This is a genomic window from Bradyrhizobium sp. McL0616 (assembly GCF_049993385.1).
Classification (GTDB): Bacteria; Pseudomonadota; Alphaproteobacteria; order Rhizobiales; family Xanthobacteraceae; genus Bradyrhizobium.
The window spans coordinates 6252677-6278117 of sequence record NZ_CP188255.1; the positions used below are offsets into that span (position 1 = coordinate 6252677).

At 63.2% G+C, this 25441-nt stretch carries 21 protein-coding genes and 1 pseudogene; 9 read left to right on the plus strand and 13 right to left on the minus strand.

Annotation, left to right across the window (positions count from 1 at the left end):
* Window position 1 precedes the first annotated feature (1 nt).
* From ACPPVR_RS30250 to ACPPVR_RS30260, 3 genes are all read left to right on the plus strand, one after another.
* Window positions 2–1141, plus strand: coding sequence for a thiolase C-terminal domain-containing protein (locus ACPPVR_RS30250; RefSeq protein ID WP_426610207.1), 1140 nt, complete (start codon window positions 2–4; stop codon window positions 1139–1141).
* Window positions 1142–1146: 5 nt separating this feature from the next.
* Window positions 1147–2061 carry an SDR family oxidoreductase gene (locus ACPPVR_RS30255; protein WP_426610208.1) on the plus strand — a complete coding sequence of 305 codons (915 nt, stop codon included), beginning with the start codon at window positions 1147–1149 and terminating at the stop codon, window positions 2059–2061.
* Window positions 2062–2174: 113 nt separating this feature from the next.
* The gene (locus ACPPVR_RS30260) at window positions 2175–3344 is read left to right on the plus strand and encodes an SMP-30/gluconolactonase/LRE family protein (protein ID WP_426616212.1); all 1170 of its coding nucleotides are present in this window, start codon (window positions 2175–2177) and stop codon (window positions 3342–3344) included.
* Window positions 3345–3435: 91 nt separating this feature from the next.
* Here ACPPVR_RS30260 and ppc read toward each other — a convergent pair whose 3' ends face one another.
* From ppc to ACPPVR_RS30290, 6 genes are all read right to left on the minus strand, one after another.
* Entirely contained in the window at window positions 3436–6234 is a 2799-nt protein-coding gene (gene ppc, locus ACPPVR_RS30265; RefSeq protein ID WP_426610209.1) for a phosphoenolpyruvate carboxylase, read from the minus strand.
* Window positions 6235–6365: 131 nt separating this feature from the next.
* On the minus strand, window positions 6366–6770 hold the full coding sequence (locus ACPPVR_RS30270; protein ID WP_148748867.1) for a YccF domain-containing protein: 405 nt from the start codon (window positions 6768–6770) through the stop codon (window positions 6366–6368).
* Between the two features lie 135 nt (window positions 6771–6905).
* Window positions 6906–7286: a nuclear transport factor 2 family protein gene (locus tag ACPPVR_RS30275; RefSeq protein ID WP_426610210.1), complete on the minus strand. Its 381-nt coding sequence runs from the start codon at window positions 7284–7286 to the stop codon at window positions 6906–6908.
* A gap of 46 nt (window positions 7287–7332) precedes the next feature.
* Complete coding sequence (locus ACPPVR_RS30280; protein WP_426610211.1) at window positions 7333–8142, minus strand: enoyl-CoA hydratase/isomerase family protein; 810 nt, start codon at window positions 8140–8142, stop codon at window positions 7333–7335.
* Window positions 8143–8242: 100 nt separating this feature from the next.
* Window positions 8243–9787 (minus strand): acyl-CoA synthetase, encoded by a 1545-nt coding sequence (locus tag ACPPVR_RS30285; RefSeq protein ID WP_426610212.1) that lies wholly within the window; start codon window positions 9785–9787, stop codon window positions 8243–8245.
* A gap of 138 nt (window positions 9788–9925) precedes the next feature.
* Window positions 9926–10735, minus strand: a complete 810-nt coding sequence (locus ACPPVR_RS30290) for a crotonase/enoyl-CoA hydratase family protein (protein ID WP_426610213.1) — start codon at window positions 10733–10735, stop codon at window positions 9926–9928.
* Between the two features lie 105 nt (window positions 10736–10840).
* On the opposite strand from ACPPVR_RS30290, the gene ACPPVR_RS30295 reads away from it, so the two are divergent.
* Both ACPPVR_RS30295 and ACPPVR_RS30300 read left to right on the plus strand, forming a co-directional pair.
* The gene (locus ACPPVR_RS30295; protein WP_426610214.1) at window positions 10841–11713 is read left to right on the plus strand and encodes an SDR family oxidoreductase; all 873 of its coding nucleotides are present in this window, start codon (window positions 10841–10843) and stop codon (window positions 11711–11713) included.
* Between the two features lie 130 nt (window positions 11714–11843).
* Window positions 11844–13424, plus strand: coding sequence for a fatty acid--CoA ligase (locus ACPPVR_RS30300; protein ID WP_426610215.1), 1581 nt, complete (start codon window positions 11844–11846; stop codon window positions 13422–13424).
* 65 nt (window positions 13425–13489) lie between these two features.
* Here ACPPVR_RS30300 and ACPPVR_RS30305 read toward each other — a convergent pair whose 3' ends face one another.
* Entirely contained in the window at window positions 13490–14764 is a 1275-nt protein-coding gene (locus ACPPVR_RS30305; RefSeq protein ID WP_426610216.1) for an acyl-CoA dehydrogenase family protein, read from the minus strand.
* Between the two features lie 209 nt (window positions 14765–14973).
* On the opposite strand from ACPPVR_RS30305, the gene ACPPVR_RS30310 reads away from it, so the two are divergent.
* Window positions 14974–15753 carry an enoyl-CoA hydratase-related protein gene (locus tag ACPPVR_RS30310; protein WP_426610217.1) on the plus strand — a complete coding sequence of 260 codons (780 nt, stop codon included), beginning with the start codon at window positions 14974–14976 and terminating at the stop codon, window positions 15751–15753.
* A gap of 116 nt (window positions 15754–15869) precedes the next feature.
* On the opposite strand, the gene ACPPVR_RS30315 is transcribed toward ACPPVR_RS30310, so the two are convergent.
* Genes ACPPVR_RS30315 through ACPPVR_RS30325 form a run of 3 tightly spaced genes read right to left on the minus strand, consistent with a single transcriptional unit; the run spans window position 15870 to window position 18022 of the window.
* A complete protein-coding gene (locus ACPPVR_RS30315) occupies window positions 15870–16247 on the minus strand; it encodes a DUF6285 domain-containing protein (RefSeq protein WP_426610218.1) in 378 nt (125 codons plus the stop codon).
* 3 nt (window positions 16248–16250) lie between these two features.
* On the minus strand, window positions 16251–17237 hold the full coding sequence (locus ACPPVR_RS30320) for a phosphotransferase family protein (RefSeq protein WP_426610219.1): 987 nt from the start codon (window positions 17235–17237) through the stop codon (window positions 16251–16253).
* Window positions 17234–18022, minus strand: coding sequence for an enoyl-CoA hydratase/isomerase (locus ACPPVR_RS30325; RefSeq protein WP_426610220.1), 789 nt, complete (start codon window positions 18020–18022; stop codon window positions 17234–17236). Before ACPPVR_RS30325 ends, ACPPVR_RS30320 begins: the two co-directional genes overlap by 4 nt.
* A gap of 179 nt (window positions 18023–18201) precedes the next feature.
* Here ACPPVR_RS30325 and ACPPVR_RS30330 point away from each other — a divergent pair, with 179 nt between their 5' ends.
* Window positions 18202–18981 carry an SDR family NAD(P)-dependent oxidoreductase gene (locus tag ACPPVR_RS30330; protein ID WP_426610221.1) on the plus strand — a complete coding sequence of 260 codons (780 nt, stop codon included), beginning with the start codon at window positions 18202–18204 and terminating at the stop codon, window positions 18979–18981.
* A gap of 116 nt (window positions 18982–19097) precedes the next feature.
* Entirely contained in the window at window positions 19098–19475 is a 378-nt protein-coding gene (locus ACPPVR_RS30335) for a VOC family protein (RefSeq protein WP_426610222.1), read from the plus strand.
* A 117-nt stretch (window positions 19476–19592) separates the two neighbouring features.
* Here ACPPVR_RS30335 and ACPPVR_RS30340 read toward each other — a convergent pair whose 3' ends face one another.
* On the minus strand, window positions 19593–20828 hold the full coding sequence (locus tag ACPPVR_RS30340) for an ATP-binding protein (RefSeq protein WP_426610223.1): 1236 nt from the start codon (window positions 20826–20828) through the stop codon (window positions 19593–19595).
* Window positions 20829–21188: 360 nt separating this feature from the next.
* On the opposite strand from ACPPVR_RS30340, the gene ACPPVR_RS30345 reads away from it, so the two are divergent.
* A complete protein-coding gene (locus tag ACPPVR_RS30345) occupies window positions 21189–22463 on the plus strand; it encodes an acyl-CoA dehydrogenase family protein (RefSeq protein ID WP_426610224.1) in 1275 nt (424 codons plus the stop codon).
* 116 nt (window positions 22464–22579) lie between these two features.
* Here the strand turns inward: ACPPVR_RS30345 and yghU are convergent, their stop codons facing one another.
* Both yghU and ACPPVR_RS30355 read right to left on the minus strand, forming a co-directional pair.
* Complete coding sequence (gene yghU, locus ACPPVR_RS30350; RefSeq protein ID WP_426610225.1) at window positions 22580–23449, minus strand: glutathione-dependent disulfide-bond oxidoreductase; 870 nt, start codon at window positions 23447–23449, stop codon at window positions 22580–22582.
* A gap of 115 nt (window positions 23450–23564) precedes the next feature.
* Window positions 23565–25222 (minus strand): annotated as a pseudogene (locus ACPPVR_RS30355) (flavin-containing monooxygenase).
* Window positions 25223–25441 lie beyond the last annotated feature (219 nt).

Sequence of the window (25441 nt, forward strand, 5' to 3'; positions counted from 1 at the left end):
CATGCGCAGCAACCAGGTTGCCGTCGTCGGCGCGGCCGAGACCACCGAGCTCGGTGTCATCCCCAATGTGTCGCAGCTCCAGCTTCATGCGGATGCGGCGCTCAATGCCATTGCGGACGCCGGGCTAAAACTATCCGACATCGACGGCTTTGCGACCGCGGTCGAGACGCCGCAGCAGGTCTGTCACTATCTCGGCATCAAGCCGACCTGGGTGGATGGCACTTCGGTCGGTGGCTGTTCCTTCATGCTGCATGTCCGCCATGCTGCCGCGGCGATCGAGGCTGGCCTGTGCAAGACCGTGCTGATCACGCACGCCGAGAGCGGCAAGTCGATGATCGGCAAGGCGCCGCGCTCGATCCCCGCCGACAGCCTGCAAGGCCAGTTCGAGGCACCCTACGGCGTCTACGGTCCGCCGAGCATGTTCCCGATCCCCGTGCTGCGCTTCATGAAGACCTACGGCATCACCCATGAGCAGCTCGCCTCGGTGGCTGTCGTGCAGCGCGAATGGGCCGCCAAAAATCCGCGCGCGATGATGAAGGACCCGATCACGGTCGCCGACGTCCTCAACTCGCGCATGATCGCCTATCCGTTCCGGCTGCTGCAATGCTGCCTCGTCACCGACGGCGGCGGCGCGCTAATCCTGACCTCGGCGGACCGCGCCAAGGATTTTCCAAGGAAGCCCGTCTACATCATGGGCACCGGCGAGAGCGTGGAAACGCCGATGGTCAGCCAGATGGAGACGTTCAACTCCTCGCGCGCCTTCAAGACGGCGGGCCCCCTCGCCTTCAAGGAAGCCGGCATTGCGCACAAGGACGTCGATCATCTCATGATCTACGACGCCTTTGCGCATCTGCCGCTGTTCGGCCTCGGCGACCTCGGCTTCATGCCACATGAGGAAACCGGCAAATTCATCGCCGATGGCAACACGCGGCCCGGGGCCAGGCTGCCGCTCAACACCAATGGCGGCGGCCTGAGCTATATGCATTCCGGCATGTACGGCATGTACGCGTTGCAGGAGAGCGTGCGCCAGATGCGCGGCATCGCGCCGGCGCAGGTGCCGAACGCCAAGATTTCGGTGTGCCACGGTGTCGGCGGCATGTTCGCCGCGTCAGGCACGATCGTGTTTACGAACGAGAGGTAAGCCACATGACAAAATCACTGCAGGACAAGGTCATCATTGTCACCGGCGCAGGCCGCGGCATCGGGCGGGAGATCGCGCTGCTTTGCGCGGCGGAAGGCGCCAAGGTCGTCGTCAACGATCCCGGTAGCGCCGCTGATGGCGCAGGATCCAGCGCGTCACCGGCTGAAGAAGTGGTCGAGGAGATCAAGAAGCGCGGCGGCACCGCCGTCCCCAATTTCGAGACGGTGGCCGAAGCAATTCCCGCGAGCAAGATCGTCAAGACCGCGATCGATCATTTCGGCCGGCTTGACGGCGTCGTCAACAATGCAGGCATATTGCGCGACATGATCTTCCACAAGATGAGCGTGGAGGCCTTCGAGGCGGTCATCAAGGTACATTTGATGGGCTCGTTCTACGTCTCGCACGCCGCGGCGCGGATCTTTCGCGAGCAGGAGAGCGGCTCCTTCGTGCACTTCACCTCGACCTCGGGCCTGATCGGCAATTTCGGCCAGGCCAACTACGCTGCGGCCAAGCTCGGCATCGTCGGCCTGTCGAAATCGATCGCGCTCGACATGGGACGTTTCAACGTCCGTTCCAACTGCGTGTCGCCGTTCGCCTGGACCCGCATGATCGGCACAATCCCGACCGAGACCGAAGCCGAGAAGGCGCGCGTCGAGAAGATCAAGCAGATGGGACCGGAGAAGATCGCGCCGGTTTGCGCCTATCTGCTCTCCGATGCGGCCAAGGACGTCTCCGGGCAAATCTTCGGCGCGCGCATGAACGAGCTGTTCCTGTTCAGCCAGAACAGGCCGCTGCGCTCGGTGCACCGAAGCGAAGGCTGGACGCCGCAGTCGATCGCCGAACACGGCATGCCGGCGCTGAAAGGTTCGTTCTATAAGCTCGACCGCTCCGCCGACATCTTCCCCTGGGATCCCGTCTAAACGCATCCCAGCCATTGCTGCATTGCGATCTCCGGTTGCATGACCGGAGATCGCCCGCATTACGCCCGATTGCGGGCGGATGGTTTCCTTCCAACGAAAAATGGGAGGCAACTATGACAAAATCACTGACCGTTTCCTGTACCAACACTGACGCACCTGGCCTCGGACGCCGCGCCCTCCTGAAAGGTGCGGCAGCGGCGGTCGCCGCGACCGGCGTTACCATGAACGCAACCCTGGCGGCCACAGTCGCGCCATTGGGCCAGACGGGCACTCCGACGAGATCGACGGCACCATTGCCCTTGGGACCGCTTCCCGGCAGCCGCTACCCGGACTCCCATCTGGAATCCGCCAAGAAGGGGCCGCCAACGTTCGGGCCTCCCGGCTTCCCGGCCTTCGCCGGCACCATGGCAGTCGAGCGCGTTGCAACCGGCTTCAGATGGGCCGAGGGCCCGGTATATTTTGCGGCCGGTCGATATCTGCTGTTCAGCGACATCCCAAACAATCGGATCATGCGCTTCTCGGAGGATGACGGTCACCTCAGCGTCTACCGTCAGCCCTCGATGAACTCGAACGGCAACACCATCGATCGCGAAGGGCGTCTGATCACATGCGAGCATAGCGGCCGGCGCGTGACGCGGACCGAACTCGACGGCTCGATCACCATCATCGCCGACAAATTCAACGGCAAGCGACTGAATTCGCCGAACGATGCGGTCGTCACGGCCGACGGCGCGATCTGGTTCACCGACCCCGCCTACGGCATCGGTGGCTTCTATGAGGGGGTCAAGGCCGACCCCGAGCAGGAGAAGAAAAACGTCTACCGGGTCGACCCGAAGTCCGGAGACGTCAAGGTCATCGTCGACGATTTTGTGGAGCCCAACGGGATCACCATCTCGCCCGACGAGAAGAAGCTCTACATCTGCGAGACCGGATTCACGGACGGACCGGACAACCCGTCGCATATTCGCGTGTTCGACCTCGACGTGGCCGCCGGCAAGGTGTCGAACAGCAAGGTCTTTGCGGAGATGCCAAAGCCCAGCATCACCGACGGCATCCGCTGCGACACGGAAGGTCGGGTCTGGTGTTCGGTGGGCTGGGGCGATCCGAACGAAGACGGCGTGCGCTGCTATACGCCATCGGGCGAATTGCTCGGCAAGATTCATATTCCAGAAACAGTGGCGAATCTGAGCTTCGGCGGTCAGCAGCGAAACAGGCTTTATATTTGTGGCTCGACATCGCTCTATGCCGTCTACACGAGCGTGCAGGGTGCAATGAAGCCGTAAGCGAATAGCTGGTGGGAGTAGCGAATAGTTGGCGACACGCCCTTCTGTTCGCTACCCCGTTACCCCGTTACCCCGTTACCCCGTTACCCCGTTACCCCGTATTCCTCAGTCCCGCCGAGATGCCGTTGATCGTCAGCTGAATCCCGCGCAGCACCTGCTCGTCCGGGTTCTGCGCGCGGTGCTCTTTCAAAAGCTCGACCTGCACGTGGTTGAGCGGATCGAGATAGGGGAAGCGGTGGCGCACGGAGCGCTCAAGCAGCGGGTTGCCCTGCAACAGCCGGTCCTGGCCCATGATGTCGAGCAGCGTCTCGATGCATGAATGCCATTCGCGGCGGATGCGGCCGAAGATTTTTTCGCGCAAGGCCTCATCTGGCACGAGCTCGGCATAGCGCGAGGCGATCGCGATCGAGCTTTTGGCGAGTACCATGTCCATGTTCGACAAGAGCATGCGGAAGAACGGCCATTCCTTGTAGAGCTCTTTCAGGAACGGCATGCCCTTATCGGGATGCTCCGCGATCCATTGCTCGACCGCGCTGCCAAAGCCGTACCAGCCCGGCAACATCAGGCGGCATTGCGCCCAGGAGAACACCCAGGGGATCGCGCGCAGGTCCTCGATCGCGCGGGTCTTCTTGCGCGAGGCCGGACGGCTGCCGATGTTGAGCGTCGCGATCTCGTTGATGACGGTCGAGGACCAGAAATATTCGACGAAGCCGTCTGTCTCGTAGACGAGGCCGCGATAGGCCTTGAAGGCGAGATTTGAAAGCTCGTCCATCGCGGTGAGATATTCGTGGCGCGGCGCGCTCTGGCGCGGATGCAACAGGCTCGCTTCCAGCGTCGCCGCCGCAAGAATCTCCAGATTGTTACGGCCGACCTCCGCGTTGGAATATTTCGACGAGATGATCTCGCCCTGCTCGGTGATACGGATCTGGCCGTTCACCGCGCCGCCGGGCTGCGCGATGATGGCGTCATAGCTCGGGCCGCCGCCGCGACCGACCGAGCCGCCGCGACCGTGGAACAGGCGCAACCGCACGCCGTGGCGCTCGAATACTTCGACCAGCCCGATCTCGGCCTTGTAGAGCTCCCAGCCCGAGGTGACGAAGCCGCCATCCTTGTTCGAGTCGGAATAGCCGAGCATGACCTCCTGCACGCTGCCGCGGCTGTCGACGAGGCGACGGTAGTCGTGCAGCGATAGCATGCGGTCCATGATGCCGCTGGACGCCTGCAAATCCTCGATGGTCTCGAACAGCGGCACGATGTTGATGGCGCTGCGCCCCGAAGGGTGAACCAGCCCCACCTCCTTCAACAGCACGGCGACCTCGAGCATGTCGGACATGCCCTTGCACATCGAGATGATGCATTGGGGAATGGCGTCCGAGCCGAACTTCGCATGGGCCTCCGCGGCGGCATGGAAGACGTTCAGCTCGCCCATGGTCTCGTCGCTGTACTTGACGAACTGCGAGACCAGCGAGCGCGCGCTGCGCAATTCGTTGGTCAGCAGCGAAATGCGCGCGTCCTCGCCGAGCGCAAGATAGGAGGTGCCGGGATTGGCGGCATCCATCAGCTCGGCAATGGTGCGCTCGTGCACGGCGGAATTCTGGCGGATGTCGAGCCGCGCCAGATGGAAGCCGAAACAATCCACCGCACGCCGGAGCAGCCGCAGCCGGCCGCGGGCGATGACGCGGGCATTGTTGGAGATCAGCGAGCGGTGCAGCACGTCGAGATCGGCTTGCAGCTCCTTGACGCTGTCATAGGGAGCGCCCTTGCCGACCGGCCGGCGCGTGATCTCGACCTCGAGCTTTTCGGCCGTCGCCGTCAGGCGCGCATAGATGCCGGACACAGCCAGACGATAGGGCTCCCCGCTCCGGTGCGGCGAGGTGTCGGGCGAGCGCTCCGCCAGCGTACGCAACTCCTCGGAGACGTCGGCGAGATGCGCCGCGATCGAGAGTTCCGAGCCGAGCACGTGCAGCTCGTTGAGATAGAACTGCATCACCCGGCTCGACTGGAGCCGCAGCGTGCCGCGCATCACGTCGGCAGTGACGAAGGGGTTGCCGTCGCGGTCGCCGCCGATCCAGCTGCCCATGCGCAGGAACGAGGCGAGCTCGCCGGCGGCCTGCTCGCCGCCCTCCTCCAGCCGGTCTTCCAGCGAATTGACCAGCCGCGGCACCTCGCGGAGGAACGTATAGTCGTAGAACGACAGGCCGTTGGCGACCTCGTCGAGCACGGTGAGCTTGGTTCGGCGGAGCAGATTGGTCTGCCACAGCGTCAGCACCTCACGGCGCAGCTGCTCGTCGCTGGCGGCGGCTTCGTCCTCGGTCAGCGCAACGCGTTCACGGCGGTCGAGCAGCGCGGCGACCTCCATCTCGCGGTCCATGGTGCTCTTGCGGCGAACCTCGGTGGGGTGGGCCGTCAGCACCGGGCTGACCTGGGCATCCCTAAAAAAGTGGCGCAACTGGTCGGCGCTGATGCCCGCCCCCTTGGCGAGGGCCAGCGTTTGCGCGAGCACCCCGGAACCGGCACTCTTGGCAGCGGTCCGGGCACGCATCTGGCGGATGTTGTTCTGGTCCTCGGCGATGTTGGCGAGGTGGGAGAAATAGCTGAAGGCGCGGACGATCCGCACCGTCTCGGAGGTCGACATGCCGTCGAGGATCTGCTCGAGCTCGCGGCGGGCGACCCGGTCCTCGTCACGGTGAAAGCGAATTGAGGTCTGCCGGATGCGTTCGACCAGGTCGAACAATTCGGCGCCCTCCTGGTCGCGCACCGTGTCGCCCAGGATGCGCCCGAGCAGGCGAATGTCATCTCGCAGCTGCGCATCAGCCTCCAGCGCCTGGGCGTCCTCCGGCCTGTTCTGGCGAAGATCTGCGGCGTCGGATGGTACTGTCTGAAGGGACATGGCTCGCTCCCTGGTTCGAGCTCGCTTGACTGCCCGGCTCCGCCGAGTGTGCAAGTTTTTTGCCGCAGCGCAAGATGAAGTTGGGGGCGGCGCACACAGGGGGAGCCGGGCCCCGGATAACACCGTGGAGGCTAGGCCGGCACAATCACCTTGCCGATCGGCCAGAGCGCAATGCCCGCGAGCTTCAGATGGGCCCAGGCGAAGGGAATGCCGATGATGGTTATTGCGAAGATCACGGCCGTCAGGACGTGGCCGAGCGCCAGCCACCAGCCTGCCAGCACGAACCAGATGATGTTGCCGATCACCCCAAGCGGGCCGGTGCCGATATCACCCGCACCCGTGACCTCGTCGCGGCTGACCGCCCTCGAGCCAAACGGCAGCAGGGCGTAGACGGCGATGTTGAACGCCGCCCGCGCCCAGGGCAAGCCAATGATCGTGATCGCCATGATGATGGAAGCCACCAGCCAGCCGAATGCCATCCAGGCACCGCCGATGAGAATCCAGATTACGTTGAGCAGGATGGAAACGGGGGCCATGGGATTTTCCGCGTTAAATGACCCTGCTTCTATAAGCTCGAAAACTGTCTCTGCGAAGACAGCTCCGATATCGGCTCCCGGCCATGCCGGAATTGGCGCTTCGGGCCATTTCGCCGCTGGCGGAACGCTGGCGATCTAGTCCCCTCGCTCGACGAGATGCGCGCGCGAGGGCGCGGGGTCGAACCGATCGCAGAAATATTGCGTTTCGTGCGCCACCTGCTCTCCGCGGAACTCCATGATGCTCACCACGTAGGAAGGCACGCCGTCATAGGTCAGGACGAACTCGGTGACCCAGAGATCGCCGCCGCCGATCATGCGCCGGATCGTAAAGCGCTTCTTGTTCGGCTGTACGGTGCGGCTCTCCTGGATGTTGCGCCGGCCACGGATCCGCTCGCCCGATTGCGGATAATCCAGCACTGCGTCTTCGCGGTAGATTTCGTGCTCCACCTCGAAATCGCTTGCGTCCGACGCATCCCAATGGCGCTGAAGAGCTGTCAGCCTGGCCTGGTCATCCATTCGATCTCCTCTCCAGCTTCCTGCGCGCGCCCCCGCGTGGCGTCGACTATCGCCCCTCGAATTTGGGCTCGCGCTTCTCCATGAAAGCCTTCATTCCCTCGGCCATGTCCTGCGTCTTGAACAGCGGAAGCAGCTGAAGATAGACGTGATGGACGTGGTCGGAGAAATTTTCGTTGAGGCCCATCCGCATCATGCGCTTGGAGGCCTGCACCGCAAGCGGCGCTTTGGCGGCGATCTCGCGCGCGATCGCAAGAGCGCGGTTCATCAGCTCGCCGTCGGGCACGACCTCATTGGCGAGACCCCAGTCGAGACATTCGCGGGCGCTCAGTGTGCGGCCCGTGAAGATCAGTTCCGAGGCCTTGGCCCAGCCGAGCATGCGCGGCAGCAACCAGGTGCCGCCGGATTCCGGCACCACGCCACGCTTGACGAAGGCAGCTGCAAGCTTGGACGATTCCGCCATGATGCGGATATCGCAGCCGAGCGCGGTATCCATGCCGTAGCCGGCCGCACCGCCGTTGACGGCGCAAATGGTCGGCTTGTCCATCGCCTGGAGCACGGTCGGCGGCGTGTTGCGGAGGTTGATCGTGGTCGGAGAGGACGCGGCGCTGAGGCCATTGCCGTCGCGCTCCTTGCGCAGGTCGAGACCGGCGCAGAACGCGCGTCCCTTGCCGGTGAGGATCACCACGCGGACGTTCCGGTCCTCGTTGGCCTCGGTCAATAGCCGCGCGAGATCGTTCAGCATCGGGCCGGAGATCGTGTTCATGCGCTCCGGTGCATTGAGCGTGATGGTCGCGATGTGGTCGACGACCTCGTAGAGAACTTCGCTGGTTTTGTCGGTGCCTGCCGCGTCACTCATTGGAGTCCCCTTACTCTTGTAGCCCGGATGAGCGAAGCGAGATCCGGGACTTTCGCACTACCGTCCCGGGTATCGCTCCGCTCACCCGGGCTACGCATTCTCAGATCTTCCGCCCCGCCTGCTCCCAATAGGGATCGCGCAGGCGGCGCTTGAATATCTTGCCGGAGTCTTCGCGTGGCAGCCCGGTGCGGATCTCGATGTGCTTCGGCACCTTGTAATCGGCGAGCGATTCCTTCAACCGCGCACGGATGCCGGCGGCGTCGAGCGTGACGCCTGCCTGCGGTTCGACCACCGCCATCAGCGCTTCGCCGAACTCGGCATCGGGGATGCCGAACACCGCGCAATCATGCACGCCGGTCACGGCGTGCAGCACCGACTCGATTTCGGCCGGATAGATGTTGACGCCGCCCGAGATCACCATGTCGCGCTTGCGATCGCAGATGAAGACATAACCGTCCTCGTCGATGTAGCCGACATCGCCGGAGGTGATGAAGCCGTCGCGGTCGATCTCGGCGCGCTTCTCCGGCTTGTTGTGGTAGGTGAAGTCGGCCATCTCCGTCATGCGCGAATAGATTTCGCCGATCTCGCCGACAGGTAGCATGCGGCCGTCATCGCCGATGAAGCGCAGCTCGGCGCCGGGCGAAATCCTGCCGACGGTGCCGGGCTTCCTCAGCGCGTCCTCCGACGTCGCGAACGTGACGGCGCTGGATTCGGTCGAGCCGTAGAATTCATAGATCACCGGCCCCCACCATTCGATCATGGCGCGCTTGACATCCGCCGGACAGGGTGCCGCGGCATGTATGATGTGACGCAGCGAGGAGACGTCGTACTTGTTGCGGACCGCCTCCGGCAGCTTCATCAGGCGGATGAACATGGTCGGCACCATGAAGATGGTGTCGATCTTGTACCGTTCGATCAGTTCGAGAAATTCCTCGGCCTCGAAGCGCGGCATCAGCACCAGCGCGCCGCCGAGCTTGCCGGCGCGGATGCCGAACGAGTTCGGCGCGGAGTGATAAAGTGGGCCCGGCAGGATCGCGCGGGCGCCGGGCTTCAGACCATAGATCATCGCGCGCATGCGTTCACCGGTAGCCTGCTGCTCCGGCGTCGGCGCATTGCGCCGCACCCCTTTGGGATGGCCGGTCGTGCCCGACGTGTAGATCATGTTCATGGGCTGCGGCACGACCGGGCCGTCATAGGGCTGGTACTGCGCGAGCCAGGACTCGAAATCGATCGCAAAGTCCGGCGCTGCCAGATGATCCGGATCGATCTTGTAGTTGGACAGGATCTCCGGCGGCGTCGGCACGCTGAGCACGGTGACTCCCTTCGGGATCGCATCACGCAGGCCATGCAGCATGTCGGCATGTCCGATCAACACGGAGGTGCCGGTATCCTTCAGGATGTAATTGATCTCCTCCGGCTTGAAGTGCCAGTTGATCGGCACGCCGTAGGCACCGAGCCGCATCGCGGCGTAGGCGGCCTCCAGGAAGGCGATGTCATTGCGCATCAGCATGCAGACGCAGTCGCCCTGTTGGACGCCGACCTCAGCGAGGCCGGACGCGATGCGGTCAGCACGGCCGGCGATTTCGGCATGGGCACGGCGGCGATCGCCGGAGACGATGCCGAGGAATGGAGACGTTTCGCTCATTTGTTTTTCTTTGTTGTTAGCGGCTGTGCCAGTTAGTCGTCATCACCGGGCTTGTCCCGGTGATCCACGTTCTTGCTTCGTCGCCTGGATCAAGAACGAGGATGGCCGGGACAAGCCCGGCCATGACGGAGACGAGAATTAGTCCGCAAACTTCGGCGCGCGCTTCTCCAGATTGGAACGCACCGCTTCGGTCTGGTTCGCGCTGCCGATCAGCTTCTGCTGCTCGACGGACTCGGCAAGCAGCGCAGGTCCTGGATCGACCGAAAGATTGTTGAGCAGGCGCTTTGCGGCACGGATCGCATCAGGGCTTTTGCCGGCGATCTCGCGTGCGACCTCGAGCGCCGCGGCGCGCGGGTCATCGCAAATGCGCGTGGCGAGACCATAGGTCATCGCCTCCTGCGCTGAGAAGATGCGCCCGGTGTAAGTGAGATCGCGCAAGATGTCGTCGCGAACCAGCGAGGCCAGGATCGGCGTGCCGGCCATGTCGGGCACCAGGCCCCATTTGATCTCCATCACCGACATCCGCGCATCCGGCGTGAGGAAACGCATGTCGGCGCCGAGCGCGAGCTGAAAGCCGCCGCCGAAGGCAACGCCCTGGATCGCGGCGATCACCGGCACCGGAAGCTGGCGCCAGCCCCACACCGCCTGCTGCGGAAAATTCGCCTGGCCGTGGGTGCGCGCGGTGAGGTCGCGATTTTCGCCACCCGGAATTCCGTTGCCGCCCTTGTCCTTCATGGCGGCAAAACGCCCCATGTCGAGACCGGCACAGAAGGCGCGGCCCTCGCCGGAAAGGACAACAACACGCACGCTTTTGTCCTTCGAAAGCCGGTCGGTTGCGGCGACAAGGGCTTCGAACATCGCCTGATCGAGCGCATTCATCTTGTCCGCCCGCACCAGGCGCACGTCGGCGACGCCTTCCGAAACCGAGATCGAGACGCGCTCTTCCATGGATGAATTCTCCCCTGTTCTTGTTCAGTGCCGCTTTACAGGAAGACGGCGGCCGGATTTAGTCAATCGACCAATTAACGGACAATCGGTACGGGGGAAACAGCCATGTTCAAGGAAAATCTTCTGGCCGGCCGGAGCATCCTCGTGACCGGCGGCGGCACCGGGCTCGGCAAATCAATGGCGGCGCGCTTCCTCGAGCTCGGCGCCGAGGTGCATATCTGCGGCCGGCGCAAGATCGTGTGCGACGAGACCGCGACCGAGCTGATGGATCAGTATGGCGGACGCGTCACCAGCCATGGCGTCGACATCCGCAACGCGCTCGCCGTCGAGGAGATGGTCGAGAACATCTTTCGCGATAGCCCGCTCACCGACCTCATCAACAACGCCGCCGGCAATTTCATCTCGCGCAGCGAAGAGCTGTCGCCGCGCGGCTTCGATGCGGTCGCCAACATCGTCATGCACGGCACGTTCTATGTCACGCATGCGGTCGGCAAGCGCTGGATCGCTTTGAAGCAGCCCGGCAACGTCGTCTCGATCACCGTGACCTGGGTGCGCAACGGCTCGCCTTACGTGGTACCGTCGGCGATGAGCAAGTCGGCGATCCACGCCATGACGATGTCGCTTGCGACCGAGTGGGGCCGCTACGGCATCCGCCTCAACACGATCGCGCCCGGTGAAATCCCGACCGAGGGCATGAGCAAGCGCATCAAGCCGGGTGATGAGGCCGGCGCGCGCACCAAGGCGATGAACCCGATGGGCCGCGTCGGCACCATGGAGGAGTTGCAGAACCTCGCGGTGTTTTTGATTTCCGGCGGCTGCGACTGGATCACCGGCGAGACCATCGCCATGGACGGCGCGCAGGCGCTCGCCATGGGCGGCAACTTCTACCAGCTTCGCGACTGGAGCGACGACGACTGGAAAACCGCCCGCGAGAGCATCATGGCGCAGAACGAGAAGGATCGGGCGAAGCGGGGGTGACCTCATTGTACCGAGAGTCGCTCTACACTCGATCGTCGTCCCGGCGAAAGCCGGGACGACAGTGTACTTGTCTTCGCCCGCGGATGACGCCACACTCCGCGGCATAAAAACAAGACGCCACGGGAGAGACATGTCCACCACACAGCCATTGGCGAATCTCGCCGATATGGTGCGCGAGCGCGCCAAGAGCCGCGGCAACGCGACCGTCTACGAGTTCGAAGGCCGCATCACCAGCTTTGCCGAATTCGACGTCAAGACCAACAAGATCGCGAACGCGCTTGTAGCGATGGGCGTAAAAAAGGGCGATCGCATCGCCTATCTCGGCAAGAACAGTGACCTCTATTTTGAGCTGTTGATGGGCGCGATGAAGGCCGGCGTGGTGATGGCGCCGGTAAACTGGCGGCTGGCTGGGCCCGAGGTCGCCTTCATCGTTGCGGATTGCAAGGCGCCGGTGCTGTTCGTGGGGCCGGAGTTCATCGCGCAGGTCCACCAGATCAAGGACCGACTGCCCGGCGTGCGCACAATCATCACCACCGAGGGCGGCGCGCCGGAATGGCAGGATTTTGCAGCCTGGCGCGATGCGCAGAGCAGCAACGACCCGAAAGTACCGATCGACACGAAAGACATCGCAATCCAGCTCTATACGTCCGGCACCACCGGCAAGCCGAAGGGCGCGATGCTGTCGCATGCGAACTTCCTGAACCTGGTGCAGACCGGCAACGCCGAGGACAAGCCGGAGTGGAACCGGTGGTCGACGGACGACGTCTCGCTGGTGGCGATGCCGATCTTCCATATCGGCGGCTCCGGCTGGGGCGTGATGGGGCTCTATCACGGCGCCCGCGGCGTGATCGCGCGCGAGTTCGACCCCACCAAGGTGCTGGATTTCTTCGAGCAGTCCGGCATCACAAAACTGTTCATGGTGCCGGCGGCGATGCAGTTCGTGGTGCGGCAGCCGCGCGCGAAGACGGTCGATTTCTCTCGGCTGAAATACATGCTCTATGGCGCCTCACCGATCCCGGCGGCGCTGCTGAAGGAATGCATCGAGATCTTCAAATGCGGCTTCGTGCAGATGTACGGGATGACCGAGACCACCGGCACGATCGTCGCGCTGCCGCCGGAGGACCATGTCGAGGGGCTGGAGCGGATGCGCTCGGCCGGCAAGGCGCTGCCGGGCATCGAGATCGCGATTCTGGACGCTGACGGCCGACCGCTGCCGCCGCGCCAGGTCGGCGAGATCGCGACGCGCTCGGGCTCGAACATGGCGGGCTACTGGAATTTGCCGGAGGCGACCGCCAGCACGTTGCGCAGCGATGGCTGGCTCCGCACCGGCGACGCCGGGTACATGGACGAAGACGGCTACCTCTACATCCACGACCGCATCAAGGACATGATCATCTCGGGCGGCGAGAACATCTATCCCGCCGAGGTCGAGAGCGCGCTGTGCGATCACCCTGATGTCGCGGAAGCCGCGGTGATCGGCGTGCCCGACGACAAATGGGGTGAGGCCGTGAAGGCCGTAGTGGTGATGAAGCCCGGCAAGGAAGCGACCGCCACCGACATCATCAACTTCACCCGCGAGCGCATTGCAGGGTTCAAGACGCCGAAGAGCGTGGAGTTTTTGCCGGCCCTACCGCGCAATCCGAGCGGCAAGATTTTGCGGCGGGAGTTAAGGGAGCCATATTGGACGGGGAAGGACCGGCGGGTGAATTAGCCCGCTATATCCACATCGTCGTTCTGGCCTTCGCCGGGACGACTCGTGGAGAGGTATCAAGCGCCTCAATGCTTCCCCGGTCCCATAAACCCGAACAAAAACCCCGCCACCTTGCGCATCTGGATCTCCTCGCTGCCTTCCGTGATCCGATAGCGACGGTGATGCCGGTAGATATGCTCGAACGGCTTGTGGCGTGAGTAGCCCATGCCGCCGTGGACTTGCATGGCGCGGTCGGCGGACTCGCAGCAGAGGCGGTTTGCCCAGTAGTTGCACATCGAGACGCGGTCGGAGAGCGTGCGCTCGATTTGCTCCTCATTGAGCTTGTCCATCTCCCATGCGGTCTTGCGGATCAACAGCCGCAGCATCTCGGCCTGCGTCGCGAGCTCGACCAGCGGGAACTGGATCGCCTGGTTTTCCGCGAGCGCCTTGCCGAACGGCTTGCGCTCGCGCGCATATTTGACGCTCTCCTCGATGCAGTAGACGGCAGCCCCAAGCGAGCTCGCGGCCTGGCGGATGCGGTTCTGGTGCACAAAACATTGAGCCAGCGACAGGCCGCGGCCGACCTCGCCGAACAGCGCATCCTCAGGCACGAACACGTCGGTAAAGCTGACACGGGGATGATCGGTCGGCATGTTGAAGGTCCACATGTACTCCTCGATCTTCACGCCGTGGCTCTTGGCCGGCACCAGGAAGCAGGTGATGCCGCGGGCATCGCCGTCATTACCCGAGGTGCGCGCGAACAGCGCGCAGTGGGTTGCAACGTGCATGCCGGTGGTCCACATCTTCTCGCCGTTGATGATCCAGCCCTTGACGTTGTCACGGGTCGCGGGCACGGCGCGCGTCTCCATGTGGGTCGCGTCCGAGCCGTGATTGGGCTCCGTGAGACCAAAGGTGATGCGGTACTTGCCCCTGATCGAGCCGTCGATCATCGCCTTCTGGTCGTCGCGGCCGTAGCGGTCAAGCATGGTAACGACGGGGAAATTGCCGACGACCGAATGTTCGTTCTGGAGATCGTTGTGCAGGCCAAGACCTTTCGCGGCAAAGTGCTCGCGGATCACGGCCATCCAGAGGTTGGAACCATCCTTGCCGCCATATTGCTTCGGAACTGGAAAGCGCAGATGACCGGCGGCATCTGCAAGATCCTTTGCCTTGCGCAGCAGCGCTTCCCACTCATGCCGCGGCAGGCCGCCATTCTCGAAATCGGTGCGCGCCCATTCGCGGCGATGATCGAAGAAGCGGATGTTGTCGTCGGCCTGCTCCAGCGGCTTGATCTCGCGGTCGATGAAACGATCGAGCTCTCCGAGATAGGCGACGAGATCGGCAGGCAATGAGAAATCCACGAGTCTCTCCCGGAGTCATTTTGTTTTGCGTTAAGGCGCTACGCGCATTTTTGCTTCGATCGATTAAGGAGAGAAGAGCGTGCGCAAGTCAAGCAAGCCGAGGCGTGTGAGGCGTGCAAGGCGCGCCCGCGCAATTCGATGGTGTTGAAACACGTCCGCGCGCTAGTATGGCCGCAATATTCCTTCACGAGAAAATGCGGGAGCGACCGATGGAGCTGAAATTTTCCAAAGTGGAACGCAAGGGACCGATCACGATCATCACGCTGTCGCGGCCCGAGGTCTACAACGCGCTGCACACCGACGCGCATTTCGAGCTGCAAAAGGTGTTCGATGATTTCTCCGCCGACCCAGAGCAGTGGGTCGCGATCGTCACCGGCGCCGGCGACAAGGCGTTCTGCGCCGGCAACGATCTGAAGTGGCAGGCGGCGGGGGGAAAACGCGGCTGGGACAAGGGCGGCTTTGCCGGCCTCACGGCGCGCTTCGACTGCGACAAGCCGATCATCGCCGCCGTCAACGGGGTCGCGATGGGAGGCGGTTTCGAGATTGCGCTCGCCTGCGACCTGATCATTGCGTCAGAGAATGCGACCTTTGCCCTGCCCGAGCCGCGCGTTGGGCTGGCCGCACTCGCCGGCGGCCTGCACCGGCTGCCGCGGCAGATCGGCCTGAAGCGCGCCATGGGCATGATCCTCACCGCGCGCCATGTCAGCGCCAAGGAAGGCCATGAGCTCGGCTTCGTCAATGAAGTGGTGCCGCAGGGCGAGGCGCTCACGGCGGCGCTGCGCTGGGCCGAGATGATTACCAAGAACTCGCCGATGTCGATCCGGGCGTCGAAACAGACCATCCAGAAAGGGCTTGCGGTGTCGCTGGAGCAGGCGATCGAGGAGCAGCGGGAGTACCCGGCCGTGAAGGCGATGGTCGCGTCGCAGGATTACATCGAGGGTCCGAAGGCGTTTTCGGAGAAGCGGCCGCCGAAATGGGTGGGGAAGTAGGCGTCTCTCCACTCGTCATTGCGAGCGCAGCGAAGCAATCCAGACCGTCTCCGCGGCAACAGCCTGGATTGCTTCGTCGCAAGGGCTCCTCGCAATGACGGAGAATGTGGAGAGACCTACCCGCCTCGCGGCAGCTCCCGCTTGTACGATGCGTAATTCGGCTGATCGACCGCGAGCTTGTCCATCGTGGTTTGCCAGAGGTGCCCGGCGACGCCCGGCGTTGCGAGATCGACCTCGCCTCTCGCGATACGATCGGCGAGTGCGCGGTTGAGCTCCGTGACAGTGCCGTCCGTTCCGAGCAACGCCCTCAACCGTTCCACTTCCTTCGCGTCACTACCCTGCTGCTCGGTCAGCTGCCGCGTGACGAGATCGAGGATGTTGATCGCGACACGCAGCTTGAAGCCCTGGTGGCCGGAGACCAGCGGCGTGATGTCGTGACGGAGGAAATCGGCGACTGACTTGGTCAACTCGACCGGTGTCGGTTCGTCCTGCATGTTTCAACTCCCGCGCGGCGCAAGCAGCCGCAACAGATCGATCTCGGTTTCGGACGCGCGGCGGCCGATCATCGCGCGCTCCATGGAATGGTCGGGCCCTTCCCGAAAACGCTGCATCATGCCGCCGCACATGATGCCCCAGCGCAGTGTCCCCATCACTTCCCAGAACTTGACGCGCCCTGAATCCACCTTGCGCCCAGCGGCCTCGTAGCCGGCGAACATCTCCTCGCGCGAGCCAAAACCTCCGACCGGCTTGTCGATCTCGCCAAATCGCCATGAGTTGACGCAGACCCAGCCGAGATCCTCCATGGGATCGCCGAGATGGGCGAGTTCCCAGTCCAGCACGGCACGGACGCCGTCAGCACCGATGATGAGATTGCCGTTGCGGAAATCGCCATGCACCAGAGTCTCCTCGGCATTGGGACCGGGATCATGGTCGCGCAGCCAGCGCAGCGCCAGCTCGAACACCGGCTTGGGCCAATTCAAACTGCGATAGTCGCGCTCGAACTCGCCGATCTCCTTTGTTGCCGTCATGTGCCGCAATTCAGGCAATTTCGACAATTGCAGCCTGTGCAGGCCGGCCAGCACGCCGCCGATCTGTCGCGCGAGGAGCGGCCGCGCCGCGGCGAACTCGTCGTCACGCAAAATCTTGCGCGCGATGGTCTCGCCTTCGACCCGCTGCATGATGAAGCCGGTGCCGAGATTATCCTCCGGCACCAGCACATGCATCACGCGCGGGGACGGCACGCCGGCTTCATAGGCGAGCTGCATCAGCTGCGCTTCAGCCGCAAGACCCGCCGCACGCGTGGGCGCCGCGCCATAGCCCTTCGGCGAGCGGCGCAGGATCGCGCCGATCGGCCCATCGGGATGCACGATGTCGAAGCGCCACGTCTCCTGGCTGGCACCGCCGGACAACTTTGCGGCGCCGGTCGCGCCGGTCGCACCAGGGCACCAGCGCAGGACGCTGCGGGAAAGCTCCGCCTCGATCATTTGCCTTTGAACTGCGCCGGGCGCTTCTCCAGGAAGGCGCCGACGCCCTCACGGAAGTCCTGGGTGTCGCCGGCACGGAGCTGGCTCTGAAATTCGAGATTGAGCTGATCCTCGAAGGAATTTTCCGGACTGTCCCAGTAGAGCTTGCGGATCAGCGACAGCGCGACCGTCGGGCCGCTGGCGAGGTCACGCGCGAGCTTCATCGCCTCCTCCATCAGCACGCCGTCGTCGTAGACACGGTTGATGAGCCCCCATTCCAGCGCCTTTTCCGCCGGCAGGCGCTCGCCCATCAGTGACAACTCCACCGAGCGCGCCTTGCCGATCAAGCGCGGCAATAGCCAGGTCGAGCCGCAATCCGGCACCAGGCCGATGCGGCGGAAAGCTTGCAGGAAATAGGACGAACGCGCGCACAGGATCATGTCGCCGAGCAGCGCGAAGCTCATGCCGGCACCGGCGGCCGGGCCGTTGACCGCGGTGACGATCGGGCAATGCAGATTGCGGATGCGCCGCAGGAACGGATGAAAGCCGGTCTCGAGCGTCAGGCCGGCCTTGGTCTTCTTCGACTGGCTGTTACGGCCCTGGAGATTCGCTCCCGTACAGAACGCCCGCCCCGCGCCGGTCAGCACGACGCAGCGCACCTCGTCCTTCTTTTCCTCGATCGCGTCGAGCGCGTCGGCGAGGCCGCCCAGCATGTCCATGGAGACCGCGTTCATCACCTCCTGATGGTCGAGCCTGAGGATCGCGACCGAACCATCGAGATCGAGCGTGACGTGTTTGAACTGCATGGTTTCCTCGTCAGTTGCAGGTCGCGATGTTTCGCAGACCGGAATTAGCTTTGCCGGGGCGCATATTTGATTTTTGTTGCGGCCTTGTCCATGGTGGTCCGAACATACCTTGTCGTCGTATCGCACAATCTTGCGCGCACAGGCTGGCGCGCTTCTGTGCCAAAAACAGGAAACGCGCCATGTCTATTTTCGACCTCACCGGCCGCGTCGCCGTGATCACCGGGGGCAATGGCGGTATCGGGCTCGGCATCGCACAGGCGCTCGCCGGCCAGGGCTGCAATGTCTCGATCTGGGGCCGCAATGCTGACAAGAACAAGGCTGCCGCCGCGAGCATGGCGGGCCTGTCCGGCAAGGTCGATGCCCGCGTCTGCGACGTCACCGATCCGGCGTCGGTCAATGCCGCGATGAAAGCCACGCTCGATATGTTCGGCCGGGTCGACGGCTGCTTCGCCAATGCCGGCATCGGCGGCGGCGGCCGACGCTCCTTCATCGAGCGGACCGAGGAAGAATGGCGCACGATGTTTGCGACCAATCTCGACGGTGTGTTCCACGCGTTCCAGGCTGCCGCGAAGCACATGACTGAGCGCGCCAATGCCGGCGATCCCTTCGGGCGGCTGGTTGCGACCTCGAGCCTCGCCTCGATCTTCGGCACCGCGCGCAACGAGCACTACGCCGCGACCAAAGCCGCGATCAACGCGCTGGTGCGCGCGCTCGGCGTCGAGCTCGCCCGCCATGGTGTCACTGCGAACGCGATCCTGCCCGGCTGGATCAAGAGCGACATGACCGCCGGCATCATGGCCAACGACAAATTCGTCGCCAACGTGATGCCGCGAATTCCGGTGCGTCGCTTCGGCGAGGCATCCGATTTCGGCGGCATCGCGGTGTATCTGATGAGCAAGGCGTCGTCCTATCACACCGCGGATACGTTCGTGATCGACGGCGGCTATACGGCGTTTTAGTTTTTCAAGGTCGTAGCCGGATGGAGCGCAGCGCAATCCGGGACCGCCATAAGCAAATGGACCCGGATTTCGCTACGCTCCATCCGGGCTACAAATCATAATGAGGGGGAAGGCAAATGTTTTCACACATCATGATCGGCACCAACGACCTCGATAAGGCAAAAGCATTTTACGACGAGTTGCTCAGTACGCTCGAGGTACGGCCGGCGAGGGTCGACGGTCATCGCATCTTCTACATCACCAAGACCGGCGTGTTCTCGGTGTCGAAACCCATCAACGGCGAGCCGGCAACGTGCGCGAACGGCGGTACGATCGGCTTTGCCTGCGGTTCGCCGGAGCAGGTCGACGCCTGGCATGCGGCCGGCATCGCCAGTGGCGGCAAGAACTGTGAGGAACCGCCCGGCATTCGCCAGGGTCCGGGCGGCAAGCTCTATCTCGCGTACTTGCGCGACCTCGACGGCAACAAGATCTGCGCGATGCATCGGATGGTGTGAGCGGAGCGCTCACCTCTCCGACATGACGAGCGTCGTCGTCCGAAGGGCGGCGTCGCTTCCGCTCAGTTAACGTCCGGTCAATCACGGCAACAAAGTGCTGTTTTCGCGCATTGCGCGCTAGGCATCGCCAGGCTCGGGCGCAACTCGCGGCACGACCATGCCGATTCGTGTCCCCTCGTCTGGCTCACTTTCGAGATTGATGCGTCCGCCCAGCCGATTGAAAACGATGTTATGGACGATGTGCAGGCCGAGGCCAACGCTCCCTTGACTGCGACGCGTCGTAAAGAACGGATTGAACGCCTGCCGACGCAGATCCTCGATCATGCCGCAGCCATCATCGGCAACGGCAATCTCAATATCATCATGGCCGTACGCGCAAATCTCGATGGTGATGCTGCCGCTCTTGCCATGCGGAAACGCATGCACCATCGCATTCTTAATCAGGTTGGTCACCACTTGTGCGTAAGGACCTGGATAGCTGTTCATTGCCAGACCGGGCTGGCATTCGATATTGAGCGCCAAACCGTTTCTTCGCAATTCCTGCTGCAGGCTCGCGGCAACCTGTCGCGTCAGCTCCCCCGGATCGAAGCTGCGGCGCTCGAGATAGCCCTGATCGACGGCGACCTGCTTGAATATCTGGATCAATTCCGCCGCGCGGGCGAGATTGTCGGCCAGCTGCAACGACGCGGTCTGAACCACCGCGACGAACTCATTCAGGCTCGATCGCTTCAGCCCGCCGCGTGCGACTTCGCCCGCAAACGTTGCTGCCTTGCGCTCCAATGCTGAAGTAACGGTCAGGCTGGTGCCGACGGGACTGTTGATCTCGTGTGCCACGCCCGCCACCAACCGTCCGAGAGCCGCGAGCTTTTCCGCCTCCACCAGCGAATCCTGAGCCTCCTTCAGTCGTTGCAAGGCTGCCTCGGCCGCGTCGCGGGCACTGCGAAGCTCCCGTTCGCTGCGCTTGCGTTCGGTGATCTCTTCCGCTGCGACGTTGACGCCGACGATGTTGCCGCTCGGCCCACGCTGCGGATGCCAGTGGGTGATCCAGCAACGTTCGTCGTTGTAGCCGGGACGCTGGCCGTAAACCTCGATCCCGGTGACGGGGTCGCCGGTCTCCATGATGGAGCGAACGATGCCTTCAACGGCAGACGCCAACCCGGGAACGCAGTCTCGCACCGTATGCCCGAGATGGCCCTCGACCGAAATACCGCAGATCTCGGTGAGGCGCTGGTTGATCTGCAAATAGCGGCAGTCCGGCGAAAGATAAGCAAGCCCGATCGGCGCTGTATCGTAGATCAACTGCAGCGCCGGCTGCTTTGGAAACTGCACTTCGCGTACAACGGAAGAACTCATGTGCTCTCTCCCTCAGCGCGAGCAGGAGATTAGCCGGTTACGGCGGCACGCAAAAGTCCCATTAGCCTCCTGAAATAGGTCAAATCAGCCCGGAACCAGCGGGAGCAGCTATGAGGCCGGCGGCGCACCCCGTCATCCAACGCGTGTCATCAGATCGCATGACGCCTGATGCGGGGTTAGCTGGAAGACGGGTAGACCGATCATCGCCTTCACGATACCGATCCAACTCAAACAGTGTTTGAAACGCCACCGCGATATTCCACGATATGGCATGGGCGTCTGAAAAATGCGCGCTCGCGCTTTGGCGCTGCCACGTCTATTCTCGACGGCAACGCGCGACACGAAACGGGAGGAACAACAATGAAACACGCCTACATACCCCGCACCACCAACTACACGCTCAATCCCGGCGACGAGCTCAATGACCTGCGCATGTCGGACCAGGTCCGGCCGCTCTACGATCACGTCAGGAAGTTCATTCGTGACACGGTCGAGCCGATGTCGATCGAGTTCGCCAAGGCAGGCGAGGGCAAGGAAGACCGCTGGAGCTTCACGCCGAAGCAGCTCGAGGTGCTGGAGGTGGCCAAGAACAAGGCCAAGAAGGAAGGCCTCTGGAACTTCTTCCTGCCCGATGACGAGACCGGCCATGGCCTGAAGAACCTCGACTACGCCTATATCGCCTCCGAGCTCGGCAAGAGCCCGCTGGCTTCGGAGAGTATGAACTGCTCGGCGCCGGACACCGGCAACATGGAGGTGCTGGAGCGCGTCGGCACCAAGGAGCAGAAGGAGAAGTGGCTAAAGCCGCTGATGAACGGCGAGATCCGATCGGCCTATGTCATGACCGAGCCGAATGTTGCCTCCTCCGACGCCAAGAATATCTCGACGAGCGCAAAGCTCGTCGGCGACGAATGGGTAATCAACGGCGAGAAGTATTACATCTCCGGCGTCGGCGATCCCCGCTGCAAGATCCTCATCGTCATGGTGAAGACCAGCCCGGACGCGGCGCCGAGCAAGCAGCAGTCGCAGATCCTGGTGCCGCGCGACACGCCCGGCGTCGAGGTGCTCGGCCCGATGTACGTGTTTGGCCAGGACCACGCTCCGCGCGGCCACATGCACATGCGTTTCAACAATGTGCGCGTGCCGAAGGAGAACATGCTGCTCGGCGAAGGCCGCGGCTTCGAGATCTCGCAGCTCCGCCTTGGGCCCGGCCGCATCCATCATTGCATGCGCACCATCGGCAAGGCCGAGAAGGCGCTCGACCTGATGGTGCAGCGTGGCCTCACCCGCGAAGCCTTCGGCAAGAAGATCGCGCATCTCGGCGGCAACATGCAGATCATCGCGCAGGCGCGCTGCGAGATCGAGGCGATGCGGCTGATGGTGCTGAAGGCCGCCAAGGCCATGGACGTGCTCGGCAACAAGGAGGCCCGCGTCTGGGTCTCCATGGTCAAGGCCATGGTGCCGGAACGCGCCTGCAAGATCATCGACCAGTCGATCCAGATGCACGGCGCCACCGGCATCTCGCACTGGACGCCGCTCGCCGAAATGTATCAGGACGTCCGCCATCTGCGCTTCGCGGATGGTCCGGACGAGGTGCACTGGATGGTGGTGGGGCGCCACGAGCTGAGCATGGCGTAATCCGTCAGATGCGGTAGGGCGGGTTAGCGTCAGCGTAACCCGCCTCTTTGCTTGAGCGGCGGATCACGCCAGCGGACTGCGCTTCGCGCAGCCGCGGGCTAATCCGCCCTAAGCACCTAAGTCGCGGGCGCGATCTTGTCCTGCGTCTTCGTTTCGAAGTCGGACGCGTCGTGCCGCTCGTGAAGCTGGCTGGCGGGATCGCCGGAGACGCGGTTGACCATTCGGCCGCGCTTGACCGCGGGGCGCTTGGCGATCTCATCGGTCCAGCGTTGGACATTCTTGTAGTCCTGCACGGACAAGAATTCACCAGCGCCATAGACCAGCCCCTTGGCAAGCGCACCATACCAGGGCCACGTCGCCATGTCGGCGATCGTATAGTCGGCGCCGCCGAGATACTCGTTGTCGGCGAGACGACGGTCGAGCACGTCGAGCTGGCGCTTCACTTCCATGGCATAGCGGTTGATCGCGTATTCGATCTTGGTCGGCGCATAAGCATAGAAATGACCAAAGCCGCCGCCGAGGAACGGCGCGCTGCCCATCTGCCAGAACAGCCAGGACAGAGTTTCCGCCCGCGCCTGGCCGCTGGTCGGCAGGAAGGCGCCGAACTTTTCCGCGAGGTGCACCAGGATCGCGCCGGACTCGAACACCCGGATCGGCGCCGGCCCGCTGCGGTCCAATAGCGCCGGAATCTTCGAGTTCGGATTGACCCCGACAAAGCCGCTGCCGAACTGGTTGCCGTCAATCTTGATCAGCCAGGCGTCATATTCCGCGCCGCTATGGCCGGCGGCCAGCAATTCCTCGAACATCACCGTGACCTTCACCCCGTTCGGCGTCGCCAGCGAATAGAGCTGGAAGGGATGCTTGCCGACCGGCAGCTCCTTGTCGTGGGTGGGGCCGGCGATCGGACGGTTGATGTTGGCGAACTGCCCGCCGTTCTCCTTGTTCCAGGTCCAGACCTTGGGCGGCTCGAAGGTGGTGTCGGTCATGCGAGGGGCTCCGGCGAAAAGATGCGCGTGCATTAATTAGCCCACGGACGGCAGATGACAAGGCCTGCCGGGTCTGCGTCGGACGCGGGCCTCAGGCTGGCGTCATGCGTCCGGCCTATCCCGTCACCGCCCTGCGCGACCGCGCCTCTGCTTCAGTCACAAACCCCTCGTACCCTTTCGCTGCGACCTCGTCGCAGATTCGCCGGTAGACGCCGACCCCGCCGATATAGGGCATGAAGATGCGCGGCTTGCCCGGGATGTTGGCGCCCATGTACCAGGAATTGGCCTGCGGATAGAGCGTACCGCGGGCGACCTCGTTGACATGGGCGACCCATTTGTCCTCGGCATCGCTGCCCGCCTCCATCGTGGCGAGGCCCTGCCTGCGCATGTGGACGAGGCCATCGGCGATCCAGTCGACATGCTGCTCGATCGAAACGATCATGTTCGACAGCACCGATGGACTGCCCGGCCCCGTGATGATGAAGAGGTTTGGAAAACCCGCGCTCATCAGGCCGAGATAGGTCTTCGGGCCTTCTGCCCATTTCTGGTTCAGCGTCAGCCCGCCACGGCCGCGAATGTCGATCCTGGCGACCGATCCGGTCATGGCGTCGAAGCCCGTCGCCATCACCAGCGCATCGACCTCGTGATCCTTGCCCGCGACGCGCACGGCGTTTGCAGTGATCTCCTCGATCGGGTTGGTCTTGATGTCGACCAGCGAGACATTCGACCGGTTGAACGTCGCAAAATAATCCGTGTCAATGCAGATGCGCTTGGTGCCGATCGGATGGCTGTTGGGTTGAAGCAGCTTGGCAGTCGCGGGATCTTCCACGATCTCGGTGATCCTGCCGCGCACGTAGTCGGCGGCGGTGTCATTCGCGGCCAGGTCCAGACCAAGATTGTTATAGACGTACATGAAGGTGAGCCCGCCGCGATCCCACCGCGCTTTGTATTTTGCGCGCCTAGTATCCTCGTTGTCGTCGAGCGCGCCGCGATCGGGTGCTCGGCAAAGATGCCGTTGCGCGCGACTTCACGGGCGAAGCGGCGGATTTCCGGATAGCTTTTCCGGAACGCGTTGCGTTCCTCATCGGTTAGCGCGCCGTTGCGGGCGGGAATCGAAAAATTCGCAGTGCGCTGAAACACCGTGAGATGCTTTGCCTGCTCGGCAATGATGGGGGCCGACTGGATAGCGGATGATCCGGTCCCGATGAGACCGACGCGCAAGCCGGTGAAGTCAACCGCTTCATGCGGCCAGTTGCCGGTGTGGTAGACGGGACCCTTGAAGCTTTCGAGGCCCTTGATATCGGGCTTGCGGGCATTCGACAGGCAGCCGGTGGCAAGCACGATGAACTGAGCTTGAACCGTCATGCCGTCGGAGGTCGTCACCGACCAACGATTTTCACCTTCGTCGAATGCAGCACGCTCGACGCGGGTGTTGAACTGGATGTCGCGGTTCAGATCAAACCGGTCAGCGACGTGATTGGCGTATTTCAGGATCTCCGGCTGCGGCGCGTAGCGCTCGCTCCAGTCCCATTCCTGCTGGAGGTCCTCCGAGAACGAGTAGGAATACTGCATGCTCTCGACGTCGCAGCGCGCGCCGGGATAGCGGTTCCAGTACCAGGTGCCGCCGACGCCGTCGCCCTGCTCGTAGACACGTGCCGAAAAACCGAGCCCGCGCAGGCGATGCAGCATGTACATGCCGGCAAAGCCCGCGCCGACAACGACCACGTCGTAAACCTCGGTGGCCTGAACCGGACCCGCTTGCCTTGACGACATCGGTTGGCGCTCCCTCGTTGTTTTAAGTTGTTATGCGCCAGCATTCTCTCACGTCGTAGAAAGCGCAAGAGGCTTAACGGCGGCCCCTGCGCCGCATTATTTTGCGCGACGGAATGGCGCATCGCACGGCGTAACGCCTGCACGCAAGATGCGCGCGGGAATCCGGCATGGCATCGCGAAAGACGATGGGCTAGCGTCGTCGCAAAGGGCCGCCGGGAG